General features: G+C 41.5%; 25 protein-coding genes. 17 read left to right on the top strand and 8 right to left on the bottom strand.

Features of this window, described 5'->3' with window-relative positions; genetic code table 11:
• The first annotated feature begins 43 nt into the window (after positions 1 to 43).
• The 9 genes from NH454_RS18800 to NH454_RS18760 all read left to right on the top strand — a co-directional run bounded on the left by NH454_RS18800 (position 44) and on the right by NH454_RS18760 (position 7,876).
• Positions 44 to 1,930, top strand: a complete 1,887-nt coding sequence (locus NH454_RS18800) for a transglycosylase SLT domain-containing protein (RefSeq protein ID WP_235383869.1) — start codon at positions 44 to 46, stop codon at positions 1,928 to 1,930.
• A gap of 90 nt (positions 1,931 to 2,020) precedes the next feature.
• A complete protein-coding gene (gene pepQ, locus NH454_RS18795; protein ID WP_135923093.1) occupies positions 2,021 to 3,343 on the top strand; it encodes a Xaa-Pro dipeptidase in 1,323 nt (440 codons plus the stop codon).
• 58 nt (positions 3,344 to 3,401) lie between these two features.
• Positions 3,402 to 4,019 (top strand): YigZ family protein, encoded by a 618-nt coding sequence (locus tag NH454_RS18790; protein WP_253039942.1) that lies wholly within the window; start codon positions 3,402 to 3,404, stop codon positions 4,017 to 4,019.
• Between the two features lie 97 nt (positions 4,020 to 4,116).
• Entirely contained in the window at positions 4,117 to 5,568 is a 1,452-nt protein-coding gene (locus NH454_RS18785) for a TrkH family potassium uptake protein (RefSeq protein ID WP_135923095.1), read from the top strand.
• Between the two features lie 37 nt (positions 5,569 to 5,605).
• The gene (locus NH454_RS18780) at positions 5,606 to 6,262 is read left to right on the top strand and encodes a flagellar brake protein (protein ID WP_135923096.1); all 657 of its coding nucleotides are present in this window, start codon (positions 5,606 to 5,608) and stop codon (positions 6,260 to 6,262) included.
• Positions 6,263 to 6,729: 467 nt separating this feature from the next.
• The gene (locus tag NH454_RS18775; protein ID WP_135923097.1) at positions 6,730 to 6,939 is read left to right on the top strand and encodes a calmodulin; all 210 of its coding nucleotides are present in this window, start codon (positions 6,730 to 6,732) and stop codon (positions 6,937 to 6,939) included.
• Positions 6,940 to 7,006: 67 nt separating this feature from the next.
• Positions 7,007 to 7,219 (top strand): calmodulin, encoded by a 213-nt coding sequence (locus NH454_RS18770; RefSeq protein ID WP_135923098.1) that lies wholly within the window; start codon positions 7,007 to 7,009, stop codon positions 7,217 to 7,219.
• Positions 7,220 to 7,354: 135 nt separating this feature from the next.
• Entirely contained in the window at positions 7,355 to 7,570 is a 216-nt protein-coding gene (locus NH454_RS18765) for a calmodulin (protein WP_253039941.1), read from the top strand.
• Positions 7,571 to 7,657: 87 nt separating this feature from the next.
• Complete coding sequence (locus tag NH454_RS18760) at positions 7,658 to 7,876, top strand: EF-hand domain-containing protein (protein ID WP_135923100.1); 219 nt, start codon at positions 7,658 to 7,660, stop codon at positions 7,874 to 7,876.
• A gap of 84 nt (positions 7,877 to 7,960) precedes the next feature.
• Here NH454_RS18760 and trkA read toward each other — a convergent pair whose 3' ends face one another.
• The 4 genes from trkA to def are packed head-to-tail and all read right to left on the bottom strand — an operon-like array spanning position 7,961 to position 12,112.
• Entirely contained in the window at positions 7,961 to 9,337 is a 1,377-nt protein-coding gene (gene trkA / locus NH454_RS18755) for a Trk system potassium transporter TrkA (RefSeq protein ID WP_054563775.1), read from the bottom strand.
• Between the two features lie 12 nt (positions 9,338 to 9,349).
• Positions 9,350 to 10,636, bottom strand: coding sequence for a 16S rRNA (cytosine(967)-C(5))-methyltransferase RsmB (gene rsmB / locus NH454_RS18750; protein WP_135923101.1), 1,287 nt, complete (start codon positions 10,634 to 10,636; stop codon positions 9,350 to 9,352).
• A complete protein-coding gene (gene fmt / locus NH454_RS18745; RefSeq protein ID WP_235383866.1) occupies positions 10,629 to 11,582 on the bottom strand; it encodes a methionyl-tRNA formyltransferase in 954 nt (317 codons plus the stop codon). The genes rsmB and fmt overlap by 8 nt, the downstream gene beginning before the upstream one ends.
• Before the next feature lie 20 nt (positions 11,583 to 11,602).
• Positions 11,603 to 12,112, bottom strand: coding sequence for a peptide deformylase (gene def, locus NH454_RS18740; RefSeq protein WP_135923103.1), 510 nt, complete (start codon positions 12,110 to 12,112; stop codon positions 11,603 to 11,605).
• Positions 12,113 to 12,230: 118 nt separating this feature from the next.
• Here def and NH454_RS18735 point away from each other — a divergent pair, with 118 nt between their 5' ends.
• The 6 genes from NH454_RS18735 (at position 12,231) to hemF (ending at position 17,138) form a co-directional block, all read left to right on the top strand.
• Positions 12,231 to 13,349, top strand: coding sequence for a LysM peptidoglycan-binding domain-containing protein (locus NH454_RS18735; protein ID WP_135923104.1), 1,119 nt, complete (start codon positions 12,231 to 12,233; stop codon positions 13,347 to 13,349).
• Positions 13,350 to 13,379: 30 nt separating this feature from the next.
• Positions 13,380 to 14,477 (top strand): DNA-processing protein DprA, encoded by a 1,098-nt coding sequence (gene dprA / locus NH454_RS18730; protein ID WP_135923105.1) that lies wholly within the window; start codon positions 13,380 to 13,382, stop codon positions 14,475 to 14,477.
• Complete coding sequence (locus NH454_RS18725) at positions 14,470 to 14,943, top strand: DUF494 family protein (protein WP_130050108.1); 474 nt, start codon at positions 14,470 to 14,472, stop codon at positions 14,941 to 14,943. The genes dprA and NH454_RS18725 overlap by 8 nt, the downstream gene beginning before the upstream one ends.
• A 71-nt stretch (positions 14,944 to 15,014) precedes the next feature.
• The gene (locus NH454_RS18720) at positions 15,015 to 15,584 is read left to right on the top strand and encodes a type I DNA topoisomerase (protein WP_135923106.1); all 570 of its coding nucleotides are present in this window, start codon (positions 15,015 to 15,017) and stop codon (positions 15,582 to 15,584) included.
• 34 nt (positions 15,585 to 15,618) lie between these two features.
• On the top strand, positions 15,619 to 16,185 hold the full coding sequence (locus NH454_RS18715) for an L-threonylcarbamoyladenylate synthase (RefSeq protein ID WP_135923107.1): 567 nt from the start codon (positions 15,619 to 15,621) through the stop codon (positions 16,183 to 16,185).
• 2 nt (positions 16,186 to 16,187) lie between these two features.
• A complete protein-coding gene (gene hemF, locus NH454_RS18710) occupies positions 16,188 to 17,138 on the top strand; it encodes an oxygen-dependent coproporphyrinogen oxidase (protein ID WP_253039939.1) in 951 nt (316 codons plus the stop codon).
• Here the strand turns inward: hemF and NH454_RS18705 are convergent.
• The 3 genes from NH454_RS18705 to NH454_RS18695 form a co-directional block, all read right to left on the bottom strand.
• The gene (locus tag NH454_RS18705; protein ID WP_253039937.1) at positions 17,135 to 17,587 is read right to left on the bottom strand and encodes a hypothetical protein; all 453 of its coding nucleotides are present in this window, start codon (positions 17,585 to 17,587) and stop codon (positions 17,135 to 17,137) included. The genes hemF and NH454_RS18705 overlap by 4 nt on opposite strands.
• 66 nt (positions 17,588 to 17,653) lie before the next feature.
• Complete coding sequence (locus NH454_RS18700; protein WP_253039935.1) at positions 17,654 to 19,249, bottom strand: methyl-accepting chemotaxis protein; 1,596 nt, start codon at positions 19,247 to 19,249, stop codon at positions 17,654 to 17,656.
• Positions 19,250 to 19,330: 81 nt separating this feature from the next.
• Complete coding sequence (locus NH454_RS18695; protein WP_253039933.1) at positions 19,331 to 19,762, bottom strand: group II truncated hemoglobin; 432 nt, start codon at positions 19,760 to 19,762, stop codon at positions 19,331 to 19,333.
• 41 nt (positions 19,763 to 19,803) lie between these two features.
• On the opposite strand from NH454_RS18695, the gene aroE reads away from it, so the two are divergent.
• Together aroE and NH454_RS18685 are read left to right on the top strand one after the other, a co-directional pair.
• Complete coding sequence (gene aroE / locus NH454_RS18690; RefSeq protein ID WP_253039931.1) at positions 19,804 to 20,628, top strand: shikimate dehydrogenase; 825 nt, start codon at positions 19,804 to 19,806, stop codon at positions 20,626 to 20,628.
• Positions 20,625 to 20,879 carry a DUF1488 domain-containing protein gene (locus NH454_RS18685; protein ID WP_138556859.1) on the top strand — a complete coding sequence of 85 codons (255 nt, stop codon included), beginning with the start codon at positions 20,625 to 20,627 and terminating at the stop codon, positions 20,877 to 20,879. The genes aroE and NH454_RS18685 overlap by 4 nt, the downstream gene beginning before the upstream one ends.
• On the opposite strand, the gene NH454_RS18680 is transcribed toward NH454_RS18685, so the two are convergent.
• The gene (locus NH454_RS18680; protein ID WP_235383861.1) at positions 20,876 to 21,409 is read right to left on the bottom strand and encodes a gamma carbonic anhydrase family protein; all 534 of its coding nucleotides are present in this window, start codon (positions 21,407 to 21,409) and stop codon (positions 20,876 to 20,878) included. The two genes, NH454_RS18685 and NH454_RS18680, sit on opposite strands and share 4 nt — an antisense overlap.
• Positions 21,410 to 21,972 lie beyond the last annotated feature (563 nt).

Here is a 21,972-nt window from a genome sequence, read left to right as displayed (position 1 = left end):
AACTTTATTGTTAGTTATTCTTTAATTTTTGTTAAAGGTCATCATGAAAAAACAACTCCTTGGTTGGACGGCTGCCGCATTACTTTTTCCTTTTTTTGCAGCCGACGCCAACGATAAACATGACGCTTTCTTAAAAGCAGAAAAAAAGGCCCGTTACGGTGATTATCAAGACATGAAAGAGGCGGCAAATGGGCTTAATCACCCATTAAAGCCTTATGTTGAAATGGCTTATTGGCAGCGTAACCCAAGCCTTAAGCATCAAACTGAAATCGAAAACTTTTTAAACGTTTATCAAAATACGCCTTTAGAATGGCCTGTGCGAAAAACGTGGCTTGAGTACTTAAGACAGAATAATAAAAAAGCAGCGTATATTCGTAATTATCGAGAAACCAGTAATAACGAACTGACCTGCCCATACTTGAGTTTTCAATTAGATTTGGGTGCACCCGAAAAAGCTATTATGAATCAGGTGACTGATTTATGGGTGGTGGGAGATTCACAACCGAAAGAGTGTGATCAGCTTTTTTCCTTATGGAAGAAAAAAGGCTACCAAACTCAGCAACGAGTTTGGCAACGCATTACATTAGCGGCTGAAGGTGGGTCAGCAAGTTTAATTCCTTATTTAAAAACCTTGCTTCCTCGCAATGAACAATATTTAGCTGATTTATATTTAACAGTGCGAAGAGACCCAAGTGCATCAGCTGGCTTATATCGATTTAAAAAGAAAACAGCCAAAGAGGGACAAATAGCACTTTATGGTGTGAAGCGTTTAGTTTGGCGAGATAAAGATTTAGCACTAAGGGCGTGGGAAAAACTCGATAAAATGTTCACCTATACGGATGAACAAAAAGCGGATGTGTATTACAGCTTTGCTTTATCGCTCGCTTCAAGTGGTCATAATCAAGCGCGTTTTTGGCTTAACAAAGTACCGAAAGAGCGGCAAACAAGTAAACTTATGCAATGGCAGCTCGCTAACATGCTTGAAAGACAAGATTGGTCGGGGATCGCTGCCTTTTTTACCGGTAAAGAAAATTTAAGTTTAGGGCAGCAATATTGGTTGGCATATAGCTTAAATCAGCGTGGCGAAGTCGAACGAGCTCGTGCCATTTGGCAAACAGTGGCAAAAGAGCGTGATTATTATGGGTTTTTAGCATCTGCTCGGTTAGGTATCCCTGTAAGCTTAAATAACAAAGGATTACAAGTAAGTGATCAACTCAAGCTTGAGGTTGCAAATGCACCTGGTTTTAAACGGGCTCGAGCGCTTTATGAGCTTGAACGTTTCACATCTGCGCGTCGTGAGTGGAATTATTTAACAGATACATCAACCAAAGAAGAAAAGCTCGCGGCTTCGATGCTTGCGGCAGAGCTTGACTGGTATGACAGCACTATTTATACCTTGGCACAAATAAAAGAATGGGATTATGTCGAGCTGCGCTTTCCATTTGCCTTTAAAAATATTTTTGAAAACTACAGTAATCGCAGTCATATAGATGTTGCGTGGAGTATTGCAATTTCACGACGTGAAAGTTCGTTTGCTCCTGATGCTCGCTCTCATGCCAATGCTTACGGTTTGATGCAATTGTTACCAAGTACAGCGAAATATATGAATAAAAGCGCTGTATCTCGAAAACAGTTATATCAACCGCGAACAAATATTCGTTTAGGTAGTCAATATCTACAGTATTTGAAAAAGAAAAATCATGGCAATGAGATCTTAGCTACGGCTTCTTATAATGCGGGTTATCATAGAATTAAGCGCTGGATACCAGAGCAAGCAATGCCAGCAGAGTTATGGATAGAGTTAATTCCTTACACAGAAACGCGCAACTATGTAAAAAATGTTTTTGCGTATAGGCAGGTATACCATACGCGTCTTGGTCGAGATGGTAATGTATTGGCGCCAATTCTTGATATGACTATGGGTGGTTAGTTTATATATGTTGCTAAATTGCCTCTGTTGGGGGATATAGCCGACTATGATAGACTGGCAACAAGTTAAATTTACTAAAATGGGTTTACTATGGATAAATTAGCGGTGTTATACGCCGAACACATTGCAACCTTACAGCAGCGTACTCGAACTATTACAGAGCGTGAAGGTTTAGAAGGGTTGGTGATTCACTCAGGTCAAGCTAAGCGCCAGTTTTTAGATGACATGTATTATCCGTTTAAAGTGAATCCACAATTTAAAGCCTGGTTACCGGTGATTGATAATCCACACTGCTGGATTGTGGTGGATGGTACAGCAAAACCTAAATTAATCTTTTATCGTCCTGTTGATTTTTGGCACAAGGTACCCGATGAACCTCGTGATTTTTGGGCTGAGTATTTTGATATTGAATTGTTAGTTCAGCCAGATCAGGTAGAGAAACTGCTTCCTTACGACAAGGCTAAATTTGCCTATATCGGTGAATATTTAGAGGTTGCTCAAGCGCTGGGCTTTAGCATTATGAACCCTGAGCCAGTAATGAACTACTTGCATTACAATCGTGCTTATAAAACGCAATACGAACTTGAGTGTTTGCGTCAAGCCAACCGTATCGCAGTAGAGGGTCACAAAGCAGCACGCGATACTTTCTTTGCTGGTGGTTCAGAGTTTGATATTCAGCAAGCTTATCTAATGGCAACGCGTCAGAGTGAAAACGAAATGCCATACGGCAATATTGTTGCGCTTAATGAAAACTGTGCGATTTTGCATTACACCCATTTTGAGCCTCAAGCACCGCAAAGCCATCGTTCTTTCTTAATTGATGCGGGTGCTAACTTTAATGGTTATGCGGCAGACATCACGCGTACCTATGATTTTAAAAAGTCAGGCGAATTTAGTGACTTAATCAAGGTAATGACTGAACATCAAATTGCTTTAGGTAAGTCTTTAAAGCCAGGTTTGTTATATGGCGAACTGCATTTAGATTGTCATCAACGTGTAGCACAAGTACTGAGCGACTTTAATATTGTGAAGTTACCAGCTGCTGAGATTGTTGAGCGTGGTATTACTTCAACCTTCTTCCCACATGGTCTTGGTCATCATTTAGGCTTGCAAGTTCATGATATGGGTGGCTTTATGGCCGATGATAAGGGGACGCATCAGGCACCGCCAGAGGGTCATCCTTTCCTTCGTTGTACTCGTTTAATCGAGAAAAACCAAGTGTTTACAATTGAACCAGGTTTATACTTCATCGAATCATTACTTGGTGATCTTGCGCAAACTGATAACAAGCAATTCATTAACTGGGAAAAAGTTGAAGAGTTCAAGCCATTTGGCGGTATCCGTATTGAAGATAACATTATCGTTCATGAAGATAGCTTAGAAAACATGACCCGTGATCTACACTTAGATTAATCGTTACATGTTAGTGAATGTCGGGGCCGCTTGGCCCCATTTTTTTAGATAAACAATTATGTCTGAATATCAATATCCGGCTGAGCCGGTTTTTTACCAAGAAGAAATTAAAAAAAGCACCTTTATTGTGCATATTGCCCACACCCCAGATCTAGCGGCTGCAAAAGCCTTTATTAAAGAAATCCAAGATAAATACAGTGATGCACGACATAATTGTTGGGCGCATGTTGCAGGCAACCCAGGTGGCAGTCATGTTTATGGTTTTTCGGATGATGGAGAGCCAAATGGCACTGCCGGTAAGCCCATGCTTAATGTGTTAGCTGGATCGGGTATCGGTGAAATAACGGCGGTAGTAACACGTTATTTTGGTGGTATTAAGCTTGGTACAGGCGGTCTAGTACGTGCTTATGGCGGTAGTTTAAATAATGCTATGCGTGAGCTTAAAACCATCACGAAAGTTCCGAGTATTGAGTTAATTGGCCACAGTGACTACAGCGCACAAGGGGCAATAGAGCAGTTACTAAAAAGTAAATATCAAGTGCTTAATATTGATAAGCAATTTGCTGAAAACATTACTTGGCAAATAGAGATTGATAGTCGGCAAGCTGAGCAAGCCATTAATGATGTGCATGAGCTCACTCATGGAGCAGTGGTGCTAAAACTCAGAAAAGTTTGAAATGTAAAAATAATACATTCCGTTTACTTACAATTAAGCCTATAAGACAATAAACTGTATTAGCTAAATCAATTAAATAAGAAAGCGATACGCCTCGATGCAATTTCGTACCATAATTAAAATTCTCGGCCAACTTGTGGCACTATTTAGTATCACCATGGTGCCACCGGCACTGGTGTCTTTAATTTATAAAGACGGTGGTGGTGTGCCATTCGTTCTTGCTTTCATCTTTAGTGTTGTGATTGGTTTGGCGGCTTACTATCCGAACCGTCATGAGCATGGTGATCTAAAAGCCCGAGAAGGCTTCTTGATTGTGGTTTTGTTCTGGCTGGTACTAGGTACCTTCGCAGCAGTGCCTTTAGTGTTCTTACAAGAGCCCAACCTCTCCTTAGCTGACTCCGTATTTGAAGCCTTTTCAGGGCTAACAACCACAGGTGCAACGGTACTAACCGGAATTGAATACCTGCCAAAGTCTGTACTCTTTTATCGCCAACAATTGCAGTGGTTAGGTGGTATGGGGATCATCGTACTCGCGGTCGCGGTACTACCTATGCTAGGGGTCGGTGGTATGCAGTTATATCGTGCAGAAACCCCAGGACCTGTTAAAGACTCTAAAATGACGCCGCGTATTGCCGATACAGCAAAGCATCTTTGGTATATTTATGTATCGCTAACAATTGCCTGTACTTTAGCGTACTGGGCTGCGGGTATGGATTGGTTTGATGCGATTTGTCATGCGTTCTCTACTATTGCGATTGGTGGCTTTTCTACTTATGACGCGTCAATGGGGCAGTTCGATAGCCCTGTCATTAATTTTATTTGTGTGGTGTTTTTGCTTATTGCAGCAATTAACTTCTCACTTCACTATGCGGCGGTATCATCACGCAGTATTCGTGTTTATTTACGCGACCCTGAATTTAAAGTGTTCTTACTCATTCAATTAGCATTGGTGATTGTCTGTTTTACGGTATTGTCATCGAATAACATTTATGCCGATGGTGATGAGACTCTCGACCAAGCTATGTTCCAAGCGGTATCAATGAGTACCACCGCGGGCTTTGCTACCGATAATTTTTCGGCATGGCCTTTGTTTTTACCTATTCTACTTATCTTTTCAAGCTTTATTGGTGGTTGTGCAGGTTCTACTGGCGGCGGCATGAAAGTAGTACGTGTGTTCTTACTTTATTTACAAGGTATCCGTGAGCTAAATCGACTTGTGCATCCTAGGGCTATTTACTCTATTAAACTGGGCCGAAAAGCGTTGCCCGATAAAGTAGTCGAAGCCGTTTGGGGGTTCTTTTCTGCCTATGCTTTGGTGTTTGTGATCATCATGCTGGCATTGATGGGGACGGGGATGGACAACATAAGTGCATTCTCTGCAACGGCCGCGTGTCTAAATAACTTAGGCCCTGGGTTAGGTGAAGTTGCTGCGCATTATGGTGCCATTTCAGATTCAGCCAAATGGCTATTAACGATAGCTATGGTGTTTGGTCGTCTAGAAATATTTACCTTGTTAGTGTTATTTACTCCAACCTTTTGGCGTGGATAAAACGAGTATGTGATTTTCTGTTAGTGGAGGCGAAACAATGCCGAAGACACAAAAACAAATTAATCTTGAAAAACTGGGCTGCATTCCTGCTGGTAGTTTGGTTGATATTGAAATCACCACACCAACTGATAGTAAACGCGTAAAAACAGAGTTTATTGGTTTGTTAAATGATCAATATATAATCTTAAATTACCCATCTATAAAGCGGATAGCGAATGCACATGAATACATTAAAGATGCTGTAATGATTATAATACGTGCTGTACTTGAGACGGGTGGTGGTCAAGTCATTGCGTTTCGTCAGCAGGTTAGTGCAATTTCATCGCATCCTCATCGCTTAATTTTTCTAAACTTTCCACAGCAAGTGCAGCTTTATAGTTTAAGAAGTGAAACGCGAATTCCCACACTATTTTCTGCAAACTTACTGATCAAAGAGCAAACACTCGAAGGCCTCATTAAAGATATTTCTCTCACTGGCGTGCAGTTTGATATCGACAGTAAAGAAGACTTGAGCCAGCTCAAAGGGCAAGAGTGTAAGGTTGTGCTAAGTAAACGGGAGTTTAATGGCACTGTATGTCGAGTACGTAAAAGAGCGGCTGGTTTTATTTTAGGTATTCAGTTAGATTCGAGTAAAGATGAAATGAAAGGCTTTATGAAAGAACATTTAATCGACTTGTCTGTACTTGAAAAATAGCAGAAGTCGCCATTTTGCAACAAAGTGGCGACTTTTCATGTTTTTATCCTGCCAACACCTAAATTAATTCATAATAAATTTAAATTTATCTTAAAAATCAATGTTTTGAATGTGATCTTTATTTTCGTTATTTTATTTTAATTTCTTCGTTCAGATTGAGTTTATATTCAAACTCAGAAAAATTTGCTTTTCTGATCCTGTATTACACCCACTGTCTCCATTTTAAATCTTGTAAGTTATTGATTTTAAATGATGTAAAAAAACTACCATTCACTCTGTTGCAAAATAGCAACAAAAAAATCGACTAATTTTTATTAAAAACCATGTTTTAACGTAAAAGCTATTGATTTTTATGGCTTTTTAAACATTGGCATCGAAGTTGAAATAGTCCTAGCGAACACAGATAAAAACTGATTCAGGAATATATCCTTTATCAAAGTTGAGACAACATTGAAGGAATAGTGATTATGAAAACATTACATAAAACTTTAGCACTGGTAGCTCTAGCAACATCTTCAGCAGCGTTTGCTGCAGATTTTGACACATTAGATGTTAATGGTGATGGCGCTATCAGCAAAAGTGAAGCATCTGTAAGCGAAGCACTAATGAGTCAATTTAAAGAGCTAGATACAGATGGTAACGGTGAGCTTTCTAAAGAAGAGTATTCAAAAGCTTAATTTCATTGTAAGGACACACTGAAAAGGACTTTCTAACTCAGACAACACACTTTGAAGGAATGACATTATGAACACAGTAAATAAAACACTTGCACTTATGGCACTAGTATCTTCATCAGCAGCATTTGCGATGAGTGATTTCGATACCCTAGACGTTGATGGCGATGGTGTAATCAGCCAAAGCGAAGCGTCTGTTGATGCAGAGTTAATGAGCAAATTCAGTGAACTAGACACTGACGGTAACGGCGAGTTATCGAAACAAGAGTTCTCAAAAGCTTAATGCAATTAAATAACAGTTTACTTAGCTGATCAGTTCTGTGCTGCCAAAGACAGCCTAAATGGATAAGGGAATCCATGAAAAAGGACAATACCGGAAGTGCGATCAGCTAACACTTAATATTGAAGGAATATGATTATGAAAACAGTTAATAAAACCTTAGCACTTATTGCACTTGTATCTTCATCGGCAGCATTTGCAGCAACAGACTTTGATACCTTAGATGTAGACGATAACGGCGTGATCAGCAAAAGCGAAGCGGCCGTTGATGCAAACATCATGTCGCAGTTCAAAACATTAGATGTTGATGGCGACGGCGTTCTTACTGAAGCAGAGTTTTCTAAAGCCGAATAACTGAACTAATACGCAGTAATACCAGTTTCCACTAAACAGGGATCTCAGAAACGGATTTCACTCTTTTCAAATTTTGAGGTAGTTATTATGAAACAGTTAAGCACAACAATCGCAATTTTAGCATTAGCAACATCATCAGCAGCTTTTGCACAGGGCGTAAGCTTTGCAACATTTGATACTGACGGCGATGGTGTGATCAGTAAAGAAGAAGCATCTGCAAATACACAGCTTGAAAAGTTATTCCCAGAGCTAGACAGCGATGGTAATGGCGAACTATCAAAAGAAGAGTTCGCTCAAATCCAATAGAATCTTTTAGAAAAGTTAGGTACTTTCACTTCAAGAGTCGTAAAGCAGCTGTGATGGCTGCTTTTTTCGTTTATAAGCTTTTACTTACAAGAAGATAGCACTTACTTGGAACAGCTTTTCAACAACCGTAATGTGCTTTTTATCAATCAAGAACATGATTACGTGGTCACCAGACTGAATAACCGTATCGTCATGGGCAATCAGTACGTCGTCGTTACGTACTATTGCGCCAATAGTCGTACCTGCGGGTAGTTTGATATCAGCAATTGCGCGGCCAACAACTTTAGAAGTATGCTCATCACCATGAGCAACCGCTTCAATGGCTTCTGCTGCGCCTTTACGCAATGAATAAACATTAACGATGTCACCACGACGAACGTGTGTTAGCAGCGCCGAGATGGTTGCTTGCTGAGGCGAAATAGCAATATCAATTTCACCACCTTGTACTAAGTCGACATAAGCACCACGCTGAATAAGCACCATGGTCTTTTGTGCGCCCATACGCTTTGCCAGCATCGCAGACATAATGTTTGCTTCATCGTCGTTAGTTACCGCAATGAACACATCAACCTGCTCGATATGTTCTTCGGATAACAGCTCTTGATCAGAGGCATCGCCACAAAACACCACGGTGTTATCAAGCATTTCGGATAACTGCGCAGCTCGCTCTTTATTCCGCTCAAGTAATTTAACACTGTGATTTTTCTCGAGTGAACGAGCAAGTCCTGCACCGATGTTACCACCACCGGCAATCATGATCTTTTTGTATGAACGTTCGAGCTTTTGCAGCTCATTCATTACCGCTCGAATATGCTTGGTTGCAGCGATAAAGAACACTTCATCGTCCGCTTCGATAACGGTTGTGCCAAGCGGTTTAATTGCTTTACCTTGACGATAAATAGCCGCTACGCGAGTTTCGACATTCGGAATGTGTTCTTTCAAGGCTGAAAGAGCATAACCAACCAGTAAACCGCCGTAATACGCTTTCACCGCAACTAGCGATAACATGCCATCGGCAAATTGTAATACCTGTAAAGCGCCCGGATAATCGATTAAGCGACGAATATACTTAGTAACCAACGCTTCAGGCGCAATATAGTGATCAACAGGTAAGTCATCGTTATGGAATAGCTTTTCGCGATACTTTAAGTATTGCTCTGAGCGAATTCGGGCTATTTTGGTTGGGGTGTTAAAAATACTATAAGCGACTTGGCAAGCGACCATGTTCACTTCGTCAGAACTGGTTACGGCAATAATCATATCGGCGTCTTCTGCACCTGCACGGCGCAATACATCGGGATGCGCACTGTGGCCAGTAACACCTTGTAAGTCGTACTTATCTTGTAACTCTCGCAAACGGTTACCGTCGATATCGACAACGGTGATCTCATTTTGCTCACCAACGAGGTTTTCTGCCAATGTGCCACCAACTTGTCCGGCACCGAGTATGATTATTTTCATAGCGTGTTCTTATTAGTGTTTTTTAACTAGCTTTGCATAGTAGAAACCGTCACTTTCACCAGGCAATAATTGCAGACCAGGTAAAGTAGGGGTGTCGTTTTCATGCAGAGGTACATGTTCAGCACTTTGATTATTAGCAAGGAACTTAGCAACTTGTTGCTGGTTCTCTTGCGGTAATACAGAGCAGGTCGCGTAAACTAACGTACCACCAGGCTTAAGTAGTGGCCAGATGCTATTGAGGATATCGCCTTGTAAATTTGCCAGATCTTCAATATCAGATGCGCGTCGTAACCACTTAATATCAGGATGACGACGAATAACACCTGTTGCTGAGCAAGGCACATCAAGTAATATACGATCGAATTGCTGCTCATCCCACCAAATATGTGGTTGTGAAGCATCAGCACATTGTAGATCGGCAGTTAAACCAATGCGTACAAGATTTTGTTTAACGCGTTCAAGACGTTCGCTATCGCTATCAAGTGCTAATACGTCGGCATCGGCAAGCTCTAGAATATGGCAGGTTTTGCCACCAGGGGCCGCGCACGCATCTAAAATAACATCATCATTTTGTGGCTCAAGAAAACGTGCCGCTAACTGAGCTGCCGCATCTTGCACTGAGCAGGCACCGGTATCAAATTCTGGCAGTGCGTATACATCACACGGTTTTGCGAGTTTAATTCCATCAGGAAAGTCAGGATTTAAGGTGTGCTCAATATCATTGGCTTTAAGCATCTCGCTGTATTCTTGAGTGCTGTATTGCGCTTGGTTTACACGTAACCACATAGGTGCTTGTTGTTGGTTGGCTTCAAGGATCTCTTGCCAGTTGTCAGGGTAAGCCGCAGTTAGTTGTTTGATAAACCAACCTGGGTGGTTAAATTTGCAAACAGGAATTTGCTGCGCTTTTTCTTCAAGCTCTGCTTGTTCACGTTGGAAACTACGTAAAATCGCGTTGATCAGGCCTTTTAAACCCAGTGCGCGCATTTGCTGAAGTGCATTTACTGTTTCGCTAATAGCCGCATGAGGCGGCACACGCATATGTTGAAGTTGGTAAATACCCACATACAACAAGAACTGGAAAATACGGCGTTTACCTTTTAAGGGTTGATCTAAAAGTTGCTGGCAATAATTCTCTAAACTAGGTAAATAGCGCAGCACTCCGTAGCAAATTTGTTGTAAAAGGGCCTTGTCTTTAGGCGATAAACCTTGGCTGGCAAAAGGTAGCTCTTGATTTAATGATGCACCTTTATCAACTACGTTATAGAGAGTCTCAGCAGCGAGTGCTCTTACATTACTCATTGTTTTGGCCTAATGTTGTACCCGGTTCAACCCAATCACTGCGGCCATTTAAGAAATCGCTCACTGCCATTGGCTTTTTACCTTGCGGTTGAAGGAGGGTGATTTTAAGTGCATCTTGCCCACAGCCAACGGTAATACCTTGCTTATCAGCAGCAATGATTTTACCGGCTTGTGCAGTTTGCGATACAACTTCGGCTTGCCAAATTTTTACCGTTTGTCCTGCCATTTCAGTAAAGCAAACAGGCCATGGATTAAAGGCACGGATATTACGCTCAATTTGCGCAGCATCCATTGACCAATCAATATTGGCTTCGTCTTTTGATAGCTTCTTGGCGTAATTTGCTTGTGCGTCATCTTGCTTTTCTGGGGTGATTTCACCCGCAGCAAGACGATTAATCGTGCTGATCAGTGCATCTGGACCAAGCGCAGCCAGCTTATCGTATAAAGAGCTACTGGTTTCTGTGCTATCAATCGGGCAGCGGCTGATGTGCAGCATGTCACCGGTATCTAAGCCTTCATCCATTTGCATTATTGTTACACCGGTTTCATTATCGCCAGCCCAAATAGCACGTTGAATCGGTGCTGCACCACGCCAGCGCGGTAAAATAGAACCATGCACATTTAAACAGCCTAAGCGTGGCGCGTCTAAAATTGCTTTTGGTAATAATAAGCCGTATGCCACCACTATCATGATGTCTGCGTTTAGGCTTGTAAGCTCTGCAAGCGCTTCAGCTGATTTTAACGATTGCGGTTGAAATACAGGTAAGTTATGAGCAAGTGCTAGCTCTTTAACTTCACTGGCTTTAAGCTTTTTACCGCGGCCCGCAGGGCGATCAGGTTGGCTATAAACACCAACAACGTCGTGCTCTGAGTCGATCAATGCTTGTAAATGGCGCGCAGCAAAATCTGGCGTACCAGCAAAAATAATGCGTAATGGTTGTGTCACAGAAATTCCTATTGATTAACTTATTGTTTTGCAGCCAGCTTTGCTTCTTTTTCAAGCTTTTTACGGATACGTTGGCGCTTTAAAGGCGATAGATAATCAATAAATAGGGTGCCTTTAAGGTGATCAAGCTCGTGCTGAATACAAATAGCTAATAGCTCGTCAGCATCTAGGCTGAACTCTTCACCATTTTCATTTAGCGCTTTTACAGTTACTGTTTCTGCGCGGTCAACTTTTGCATATGAATAAGGCACTGACAAACAGCCTTCTTCACTTACCGTTGAGCCATCTTTCTTGGTGATTTCTGGGTTAATTAATACTAACGGTTGGTCGCGCTCTTCTGATACATCGATCACCACAATTCGCTGGTGGATATCTACTTGCGTTGCAGCTAAGCCGATACCGTTTTCGTCATACATTGTTTCAAGCATGTCTTTGACAATTTGACGAACTTCATCGTTTACTTCTGGTACTTCTTTCGCGATTGTACGTAAACGCTCATCCGGAAATCTCAAAACTTCTAACCTAGCCATAGTTACCTTTTACACTTGTGATTCATTTAGGGTATTGTATGCTCTTATTTTAGCCATTCGTGTTCACCTTTAACAGGTTTTGGTTGATAATAATCAAAAAACAACTCAAGGAAGCCAAATGAGATACTCACTAGTTGCGGCTTTGCTAGCCATTAGCTGTGCTTTTCCAGCAGCTGCTGATGTGTTAACGATCAAAAAAGACGCTCCAAAACAATATATTGTAAAGAAAGGTGATACACTTTGGGATATTTCAGGTGTGTATCTTGACCAGCCATGGCAATGGCCTGATTTGTGGCAAATGAATCCGCAAATCGCGAATCCTCACCTTATTTATCCGGGGGATGCGCTTTCTTTAATTTACGATAAAGATGGTAATCCTCGTTTGGTTAAAAATGCACGCTATAAAAAGCTGTCTCCTGAAGGGCGAATTACGCCGAAAGGTAAGCAAGCCGTCCCTACATTACCGCTTGAGTTGTTGCGTCCATACCTCACTTATCAGCAAGCTATTAGTACAGATGGTATCGCCGAACAGCCATATGTGCTTGGTGCTAGCGTCAATACAAAAATGAACACCATGGGGCATGTTTTATATGTTAAAGGCGATCTGCATCTTAACGAGGCATATGGTGTGTACCGCCAAGGTGATAAGTTGGTTGATCCTGAATCTAAAGACGTTTTGGCACACAAAGCTGAGTTAGTTGCTATTGTACGCGCATTCAGAAGTGGAGATGTTGCTAATGGTGTGCCTGCCTCAGTTAAAGTTGAGTTAGTTAAGCAAGAAATAAAACCACACGATTTCTTGATGCCCGCAATGGAAGGGCAAATGTTACCTGCATACTTCACTATGAAACGCCCAGATACCACAATGAATGGCACGATTATCGCGTCAGCCAATGAGTTGCGTGAATTTAGTACCATGGATATTGTGGTTCTAAACTTGGGCGCCGATAAAGTTGAACCGGGTTTTGTGCTAGATATTCAGCGCCAATCACCAGAAGTTTTTGATGGTCGAGAGGGGCCACGTTATCGCGAAGACTCTAGTAGTCTTGAAAAACTAATTTCAGATACAAATGAGTTTTTTGGTATTGAAAGCGATGAAGACAGTAATGTATGGCATATGCCAAAGGAAAAAGTGGGTGAGTTAATGGTGTTTAAAGTATATGACAACGTTAGCTACGCATTAATAGTAAAAAACCAGCATCCAATTCGAGTTGGGGATTATGCAGTTCTAAACTAACTCACAATCTGGAGGCTCTAAGGAGGGAGCATGGTACAGGTTTCAGGCAAGCTATCCCATTGGCTTGCCTTTTATTTATGTAAAGGCTTAGGGATCAAAAGCCTTATAGCATTAAGTCAAAAGCATCCGCTTGGTGAGTTATTTTCACTCACTAGCCTACAGTTACAGCAGCTTGGTTTATCGCAGGCGCAAGCTGATAATTTAGTAAATACTGACTGGCAGTTAGTGGCTCACCATGAAACACAAATTGAGCAGTTGCAAATTAAGGTTGTGAGTTACTTTGATGACGATTATCCGCCGTTACTTAAACAAATAGCGAGTGCACCTTTATTACTGTTTTGTTTAGGTAACACGGATCTACTGCTGTCACCGCAAATAGCTATTGTTGGTAGCCGTAATGCTACACCAATAGGCCTTGAAATAGCCGCAGAGTTTGCTCATCAACTTTCACTGGCTGGCATGACAATTACCTCTGGAATGGCTATGGGTATTGATAGTGCGGCGCATAAAGGTGCATTAGCCGGTACCGGCAACACAATTGCTGTGCTTGGAACAGGAATTGATATTGCCTACCCCAAACGAAATAAATTGTTGATTAAACAGGTCGCTGAACGTGGTTTATTAGTGTCGGAGTTCTTACCTGGCACGGCAGCTAGTGCTACTAATTTTCCACGTCGAAACCGTATTATCTCCGGCCTTTCTTTAGGTGTACTTATAGTCGAGGCGCAGATAAAAAGTGGTTCACTTGTTACCGTACGCTATGCGTTAGAGCAAAATAAAGAAGTCTTTGCAGTACCGGGTTCAATTAAAAGTCCTTTGTCTGAAGCGAGCCACTTTTTGATTAAGCAAGGAGCTAAACTCACAGAAAATATAAGTGATATTCTTGATGAAGTGAGCTTTTTCTGTGAAAACAGTCTATATAGTATAGAACAGCCTAGTGCAAATGAGCCTAACTGTCCTGTCTTCAACAGTATCGGGTATGAGGTCACAAGTGTTGATCAAATAACGCAGCGTAGCCAATTACCAGTCGATGAAGTACAAGCTCGGTTGCTTGACCTAGAACTTGCCGATAAAGTTGAGCGAGTGCTAGACGGTTATATAAGACTTGGAGGACATAAATATGTTTGACATCCTCATGTATCTTTTTGAAAACTACATTCATAGCGAAGCTGAAATCTTTACAGAAGAGAACGAGCTTACTGATGAGTTAGTTCGTGCAGGTTTTAATAAGCCCGAAATTTACAAAGCACTTGATTGGTTAGAGCAGCTAGCTGATCTGCAACAAAGTGATATATATCCGTATCTAAATGCACAGCCGCAGCATGCAATGCGTATTTACACTGATAGTGAGTGTCAAATGCTGAGCGTTGAGTGTCGTGGATTTTTAATGTTTATAGAGCAAATTGGTGTGATCAACACCGTTACTCGAGAAATGGTCATTGATAGACTTTGCGCTCTAGATAAGCCATACATCTCTTTGGAAGATCTAAAGTGGGTAGTGTTAATGGTGCTATTTAATGTGCCAGGTTCAGAGCAAGCTTATGCGCAAATGGAAGACTTAATATTTGACGAACCAGCAGACGTCTTACACTGAGTAGACTTTGCTTGTATCTTTGTTGAGTTTGGGTATATTAGGCGAAAATTAGCCAACCCCACAGGAATCTTATGAGTAAAATCGACCATTCTCTTTTTTCTGCAGATAAACATGCATTAGAAAAAGAGTATGAGGTTTGCCCTAAATGCGGTTCTGAGTTGGTTATGCGCAACTCAAAGTCAGGACCGTTTTTAGGCTGTGCCAGTTACCCAAAGTGTGACTACATTCGCCCATTAGCACATCATGATAGCCAACAGATAAAAGTCCTTGAAGACAGTGCCTGTCCTGAGTGTGGCAAGCCATTGGTAATTAAAAATGGTCGCTATGGCATGTTTATAGGCTGCACAGGCTATCCAGATTGTCATTATATTGCTCATGATGAAGAGCCCGATGATGCACCAGTATTGCCAGCATGCCCAAAGTGCAAAAAAGGCCAACTTGTTGCGCGTAGTAATAAGTTTGGCAAAACCTTTTATTCTTGTGATTGCTATCCACGCTGTAAATACACATTAAATCATAAACCCGTTGCAAAGCCTTGCCCAGCTTGCCAATGGCCAATTATGACTGAAAAGAAAACTGCCTCAGGTGTTGTGCTACAATGCCCGCAGAAGTCGTGTATGCATAAGTTAGTTGAATCTTAATACACTTGTTATTCGCATATTGAGGAGAGTTCCGTTGTCTGAACCTGTTGCACAACCTGCCAGTGCTATTGATGCTTTGCAACAAGGCGGTGTAATTGTATATCCAACCGAAGCTGTATTTGGTCTTGGTTGCGATCCTGATGATCAAGCTGCGGTTGAAAAGCTATTAGCTATTAAACAGCGCCCAGTTGAAAAAGGCTTAATTTTAATTGCTGATAACTATGGTCAGTTATTAAAGTATGTTGATGATGCCAAAATCCCAATGGATAAGCGTGCAGATATATTCTCGCAATGGCCAGGTGCGATTACCTGGGTGATGCCAGCAGCAAAAGAAACGCCAAAGTGGTTAACAGGTCAGTTTGATACTATTGCGGTACGTGTAACTGATCATCCAACAGTAAAAGCCCTGTGCCAACAATTTGGTAAACCGCTTGTTTCTACAAGTGCAAATTTAACTGGCCAGCCTACAGTTATGAGTATTGAACAGGCAAAAGCAGAGTTTACTGATATGGTTGACTTCTACGTAGATGAGCCCCTCGGCGGTAACACTCAACCAAGCGTGATCAAAGACGCAGCGACCGGCAAAGTATTTAGAGGATAAACATGCAAAGCGAGCTACTCGAACAAGTTAAAACCTATTTAATGGCCTTACAAGACACAATTTGTCAGGGCCTCGAAAGTGCCGATGGCAAAGCAAAGTTTGTTGAAGATAATTGGCAACGTGCAGAAGGCGGTGGTGGCCGTACTCGTGTTATCCAAGGTGGCAATGTCATTGAACAGGGCGGGGTAAACTATTCGCATGTGTTTGGTGCTTCAATGCCAGCCTCTGCAACAGCACATCGTCCTGAGCTCGCTGGTCGTAGTTTTCATGCGTGTGGTGTGTCATTAGTGATCCACCCTAATAACCCTCATATTCCGACTAGCCATGCTAACGTACGATTCTTCATTGCCGAAAAAGAAGGCGAAGAGCCAATTTGGTGGTTTGGTGGCGGTTTTGATTTAACCCCTTATTACCCTGTATTTGAAGATGTACAACACTGGCATCAGGTGGCAAACGATTTATGTCAGCCATTTGGTACAGAGGTTTACGACAAATATAAAACGTGGTGTGATGATTACTTTTATTTAAAACACCGTGGTGAAACTCGTGGTGTTGGTGGCTTATTCTTTGATGATTTAAATGAGCTTGGCTTTGAGCAAAGCTTTGCCTTTATGCAAGCGGTAGGAAATGGTTATTTAGATGCTTACCTACCCATTATTGAGCGCCGCAAAGACACACCAACAACTGAGCAACAACGCGACTTCCAACTGTATCGTCGTGGTCGTTATGTTGAGTTTAACCTTGTTTGGGACCGCGGAACATTATTTGGCTTACAAACAGGTGGGCGTACTGAGTCTATCTTAATGTCGATGCCGCCATTGGCACGTTGGGAATATAACTATGTACCAGCTGCAGACAGCCCTGAGGCTAAGCTGTATCAGTACTATTTACGCCCACAAGATTGGTTAAATACGCAAGAGTCAGACCTAGTTGCACGTCAGTGGCAGCTTTAATCAAATATTGAAACCACTCTAATCAACATTGTGTTGTCACCTTCGACGAGGGTGACGACCCGTTCGCTACTTGGCAGCTCTGGTAATACGCTAAATAACACCTCAGCTTTTAAAATCTCTAACTCTTCTTTAGGAGTATTGATGGGAGCACTGATTTGCGTTAGACATTGGTTTATATCACAGGCATAAAAGTCGAGTTTTACTTCATAATACTCAGGATGCTGAATAAGCTTTTCAAAACCATCAACAATGCTTTGTTCATGTTTATCACTGCGTGATGTTTTACCCTGACTAAGCAGTGATTGAGCAATCTCTTGAATATCATCATGATAAATATATTCATCAATAGTGCTTATTTGAACTGAGGAATCGTTTAAGCTGTGCTGATAGGTAAACAGTAGTGCCGCAATAACCCCAATGCAGACTAAAAGAGTTGTTATAAATTTCATTTAAACATCCTTATTTACTATGAAATATTCATAACAACTCTAGCAGTTGCATGAAAAACTCGCAATTTAGCTTAATTTAAAGCGTCTCACTTGTTCATCCAGTGAGCGTGCTAACGACAACAGCTCTTCACTGACCTTTTGGTTTTCATGCGCATCAACCAATGAATGCTCGGCATTATCACTGATTGCAATAACGCTTTGGTTAATTTCTTCAGCTGCAAGGTTTTGCTGTTCAGTGGCATCAGCAATTTGTACGTTAAGTTGGTTTATCTCGCTCATTTGTGAAGAAATATCACGTAATGCTTTTGCAACCTGCTTAACTTGAACTGCTCTCTCGTCAGCTTCTTCACAAGAGTTATTCATCGTATTAACGGTTTGCGCAGCTTCACTTTGCAGTTTGTCGATAGTGCGGCGAATTTCATCCGTAGAGTCATGAGTGCGAGTTGCAAGAGTGCGCACTTCGTCAGCTACCACAGCAAAGCCACGGCCAGCTTCACCAGCACGAGCCGCCTCAATCGCAGCATTAAGTGCAAGTAAGTTAGTTTGTTCGGCAATGCTACTGATCACCTCAAGTACTTTGCCAACGTCTAGCGTTTGGGTTTGTAGTTGAGTTACTTGATCAGCTGCCGCTCTCACATCAGCCGCAAGTTGATTAATACTTTGCTCTGTATGCTCAGCAACGTGTAAGCTTTGCTGTGCAAGCTGATTACTGTGCTCAGACTTCTCAGACGCAAAATGTGTCGTATTTTTAACTTCGCTTGATGAGCTTTCGAGCTCATTAATGGCAGCTGCTACTGAGTCTGTACCTTGCTTTTGCTTTAAAATCGCCTGCTCTGTTGCATCCGCGGATGCATAAATGCTTTCGGCAGAGTGGATCAACACCTTAGAAGAGTGGGAAACTTGGGCAATATTATCTTTAAATGCACCAATCATGTGATTAAAGCTGGTGGCAAGTGAACTAAGCTCGTCGCTATTGTTGTCATCAATTTTTAGGCTTAGGTCTTTATTGGTCGTTGCCAAATGCATGGTATGGCTAATGACTTTTAAGCGTTTGATAAATATTTTTCTAAACATCACCGCCAGCAGTGTAAATGCAGTAATGAAAATCGCCGTTAATAGCAGCGTGTTCATTAACGTGTTTTTTGAAACTTCTTGTTCAATATCAGCCAACGAATAACTAATTTTTACTACACCTAATACATCACCTTCCTGTGCTTGGTGACACCCCAAACAGTTAGTACCTTTATAGTCACTTCTGGCAAACATCGGTTTAAGGTAAGTCATCGTGCTTGTATCTTGGTCAATAAAAAGTGCTTCATTGCCTGTTAATGCTTGACGCTCAGCATCATTCACAGCTACTTGGTTTGCATTACCGGGACCATAAATTTTATTAACGATCGGACTACGTATGATATGGGCATCTTCAATATTAGGGTGGCTTCTTAATTTAGTACTCAGAATTTCGCGGTTAGCCATAGTGCCAGTCAGCATCATGGTATTAATGGAGTCAAAGTAATTATCAGCAAGCAGCTTTATGTTATTTTCAACAGTATCTTGTGCTAATTCATGTTGTTGCTGGGCGCTACTAAATATACTGGCAAATAAAACCAATAGCCCGGTTACAGCCAGCAAGGCATAAATTTTAAATTGGATAGACTTCATTCAACGACGCTTTTTCTAAATTAAGGAAATTTTATTATCTTTATTTAGAAAAAGCGTACATTGATATAGCGCAAAGCTTAGTTAATTTTGATTAATCATATGGCTGGCGAGTTGCGATAACGATTGTCTTAACCCTTCGCGAAGTAGTGGGTTATCAATTTCGATATCGAGCGTTTTATTCATACAATGCATCCATTGGTCACGTAAGTCTTGATCAATAGGGAAAGGCATGTGACGCTTTCTGAGCATTGGGTGACCATATTTTTCAACGAATAGGTCAGGGCCGCCCAGCCAGCCCGATAAAAACTCAAAGAATACTTGGCGAATTCTATCTAAAGGTTGAGGATGCATATCATATAATGGTTTGGCGTATTCATCTGTGGCCATTATGTCGTAAAATCGGTTTGCAATTGCTCGAGCGCCTGCTTCACCGCCAATAATTTCGTAAGGTGTTTTCTCTGGGGAAGGCGTTTCAGGCGTTGGTTTCGATTTAGAAAAAAGTCGTTTAATCATAATATTAATAAAGCTCAACAGGGCGAAGAGGTTGCTTCACTATGGATAAATACGCGGTTTTTGGAAATCCAATCAAACATTCGAAATCACCCGCAATACACGCACAATTTGCTGCATCATTAAACGAGCAAATACAATACAGCGCCATTTTAGCACCAACAGATGCATTTGAAAAAACTGTCGCTGAGTTTTTCGCTGCCGGTGGTAAAGGGGCCAATGTTACATTGCCATTTAAAGAGCAGGCGTTTGCCATGGTCGATGAACTCACAGAGCAAGCGAAAATTGCTGGAGCAGTCAACACTATTAAACAACTCGAAGATGGTAGCCTACTTGGCGATAACACAGATGGTGTAGGGCTTGTTAAAGACCTTTTAGCCAATAATGTTACCTTAAAAGGTCAGCGAGTACTGCTTATTGGAGCAGGTGGTGCGGCGCGCGGTGTTATTCAACCATTATTGAATGAGCAAATCGAAAGCTTAACAATAGCAAACCGTACCGCTGAAAAGGCGCAGGCGCTAGCGAGTCATTTTAATGGTGAAATAGATGTGCAGGGCTTTGGTTTAAATGATATCCCAGCAAACAACTATGATGTGGTTATTAATTCTACTTCAAGCAGTGTAACTGGAGACTTGCCAGGTATAGCAGAAGAGTACGTTGCTAAGTGTCAGTGCGCTTACGATATGTTTTACGCGAATGATGATACCGCATTTATTAGTTGGGTTAAGTCTATTAACTCGGCATGTCTAACACTCGATGGTTGTGGCATGCTGGTTGGTCAAGCGGCACAAGCTTATTTTGTATGGCGCAATAAAATGCCAGAAATCATACCCGTTGTTAGCGCGCTAAAAGCAGGAGAAATTGCGTGAATCAAGCTATCCAATTTATCGACCGACTCGAATTTAAGCCAGAAAAAAAGCAATTGGTGTTTTTTGCTCAAGTAAGTGGCTTGATGGTGGAGTGTGTTATTGATACCAGCAAGTATGATTTTGCCGATCAAAGCAGCGCGGTTAATTACTTTGAATCTTATCGTTTCGATTACGAAGAGCTCGCCGAGCAACTGATCGACGATGAGCAGTATAACTCGGCAGGACAAATCGAATTAACAGAGGTGTTTTAGCCCTCAGCTAAGTATTCATCTTTAAGTTGAACATAATTATCAGCAGAGATTTTTAAAAAGGCGAGCTCTTGCTCTGTTAAAGGGCGAGCCTGTTTAACCGGGCTACCTACATAGAGGTAACCTGACTCTAAACGCTTATTAGGTGGTACCAGTGAACCACCACCAATGATCACATCATCTTCAACAACTGCGTTGTCCATTACAATTGCACCCATGCCAACAAGTATACGATTACCAAGTTGGCAGCCGTGTAGCATTACTTTATGACCAACAGTGACATCATCACCAATAATAAGAGGGTAACCATCGGGGTTTGACTTAGAGGCACGAGTCAAATGTAAAACACTGCCGTCTTGAATGTTCGTACGTTCACCAATACGTATATAGTTAACATCACCTCGCGCAGCAACAAGAGGCCATACACTTGAATCTTTACCAAGCGTAATATCACCCACTAAAACCGATGACTCATCAATATAAACACTATTATCGTATGTCGGAGTGATCCCTTTATAAGAACGGATAGTCATAAATTCACCTTTTAATTTTTAAAATGCGCTCAGTCTAGTGTAACAGCGAAGCAAATAAATACACCAAAACAGGCCTAAATTGACTGCAAAACACCCAGTTTTAGGGTGTTTAGTTCAAAAGCTGAGCGAACAGTACGTTTTTTTAAATTTTATTGAAAAAAGTGCTTGCGTAAAAAATCCATCTCCCTATAATGCGACCCCACTGACACGGCGGGCAGCAACGAAAGACGCTGAACAACGTAGCAGAGAGTTAAGTGAAACTTCGGTTTCAAATTATCGAAAGAAAGTTTGAAATTAAGTATTGACTCGAAAAATTAAGGATGTATTATACGCATCCCTAGCGACAACGTCGCAACGTTCTTTAACAATATAAAGCAATCATCTGTGTGGGCACTCGTACAGATTGAGTTCTAACAGCGAAGCTTAGTTTACTAAGTGACGCAAACAAATTTAGAGTCTCAATTTCTTATGAGTGACTATATAGTCAATTTATACAGAATTCATTGAGCACGAAACTTCGGTTTCAAAAAACTTTTAATTGAAGAGTTTGATCATGGCTCAGA

The sequence above is a fragment of the Pseudoalteromonas sp. Ps84H-4 genome (assembly GCF_024124645.1).
GTDB lineage: Bacteria > Pseudomonadota > Gammaproteobacteria > Enterobacterales > Alteromonadaceae > Pseudoalteromonas > Pseudoalteromonas lipolytica_C.
The sequence above is the reverse complement of the archived record's forward strand: the minus strand, read 5'-3'. Positions and strand labels throughout refer to the sequence as shown.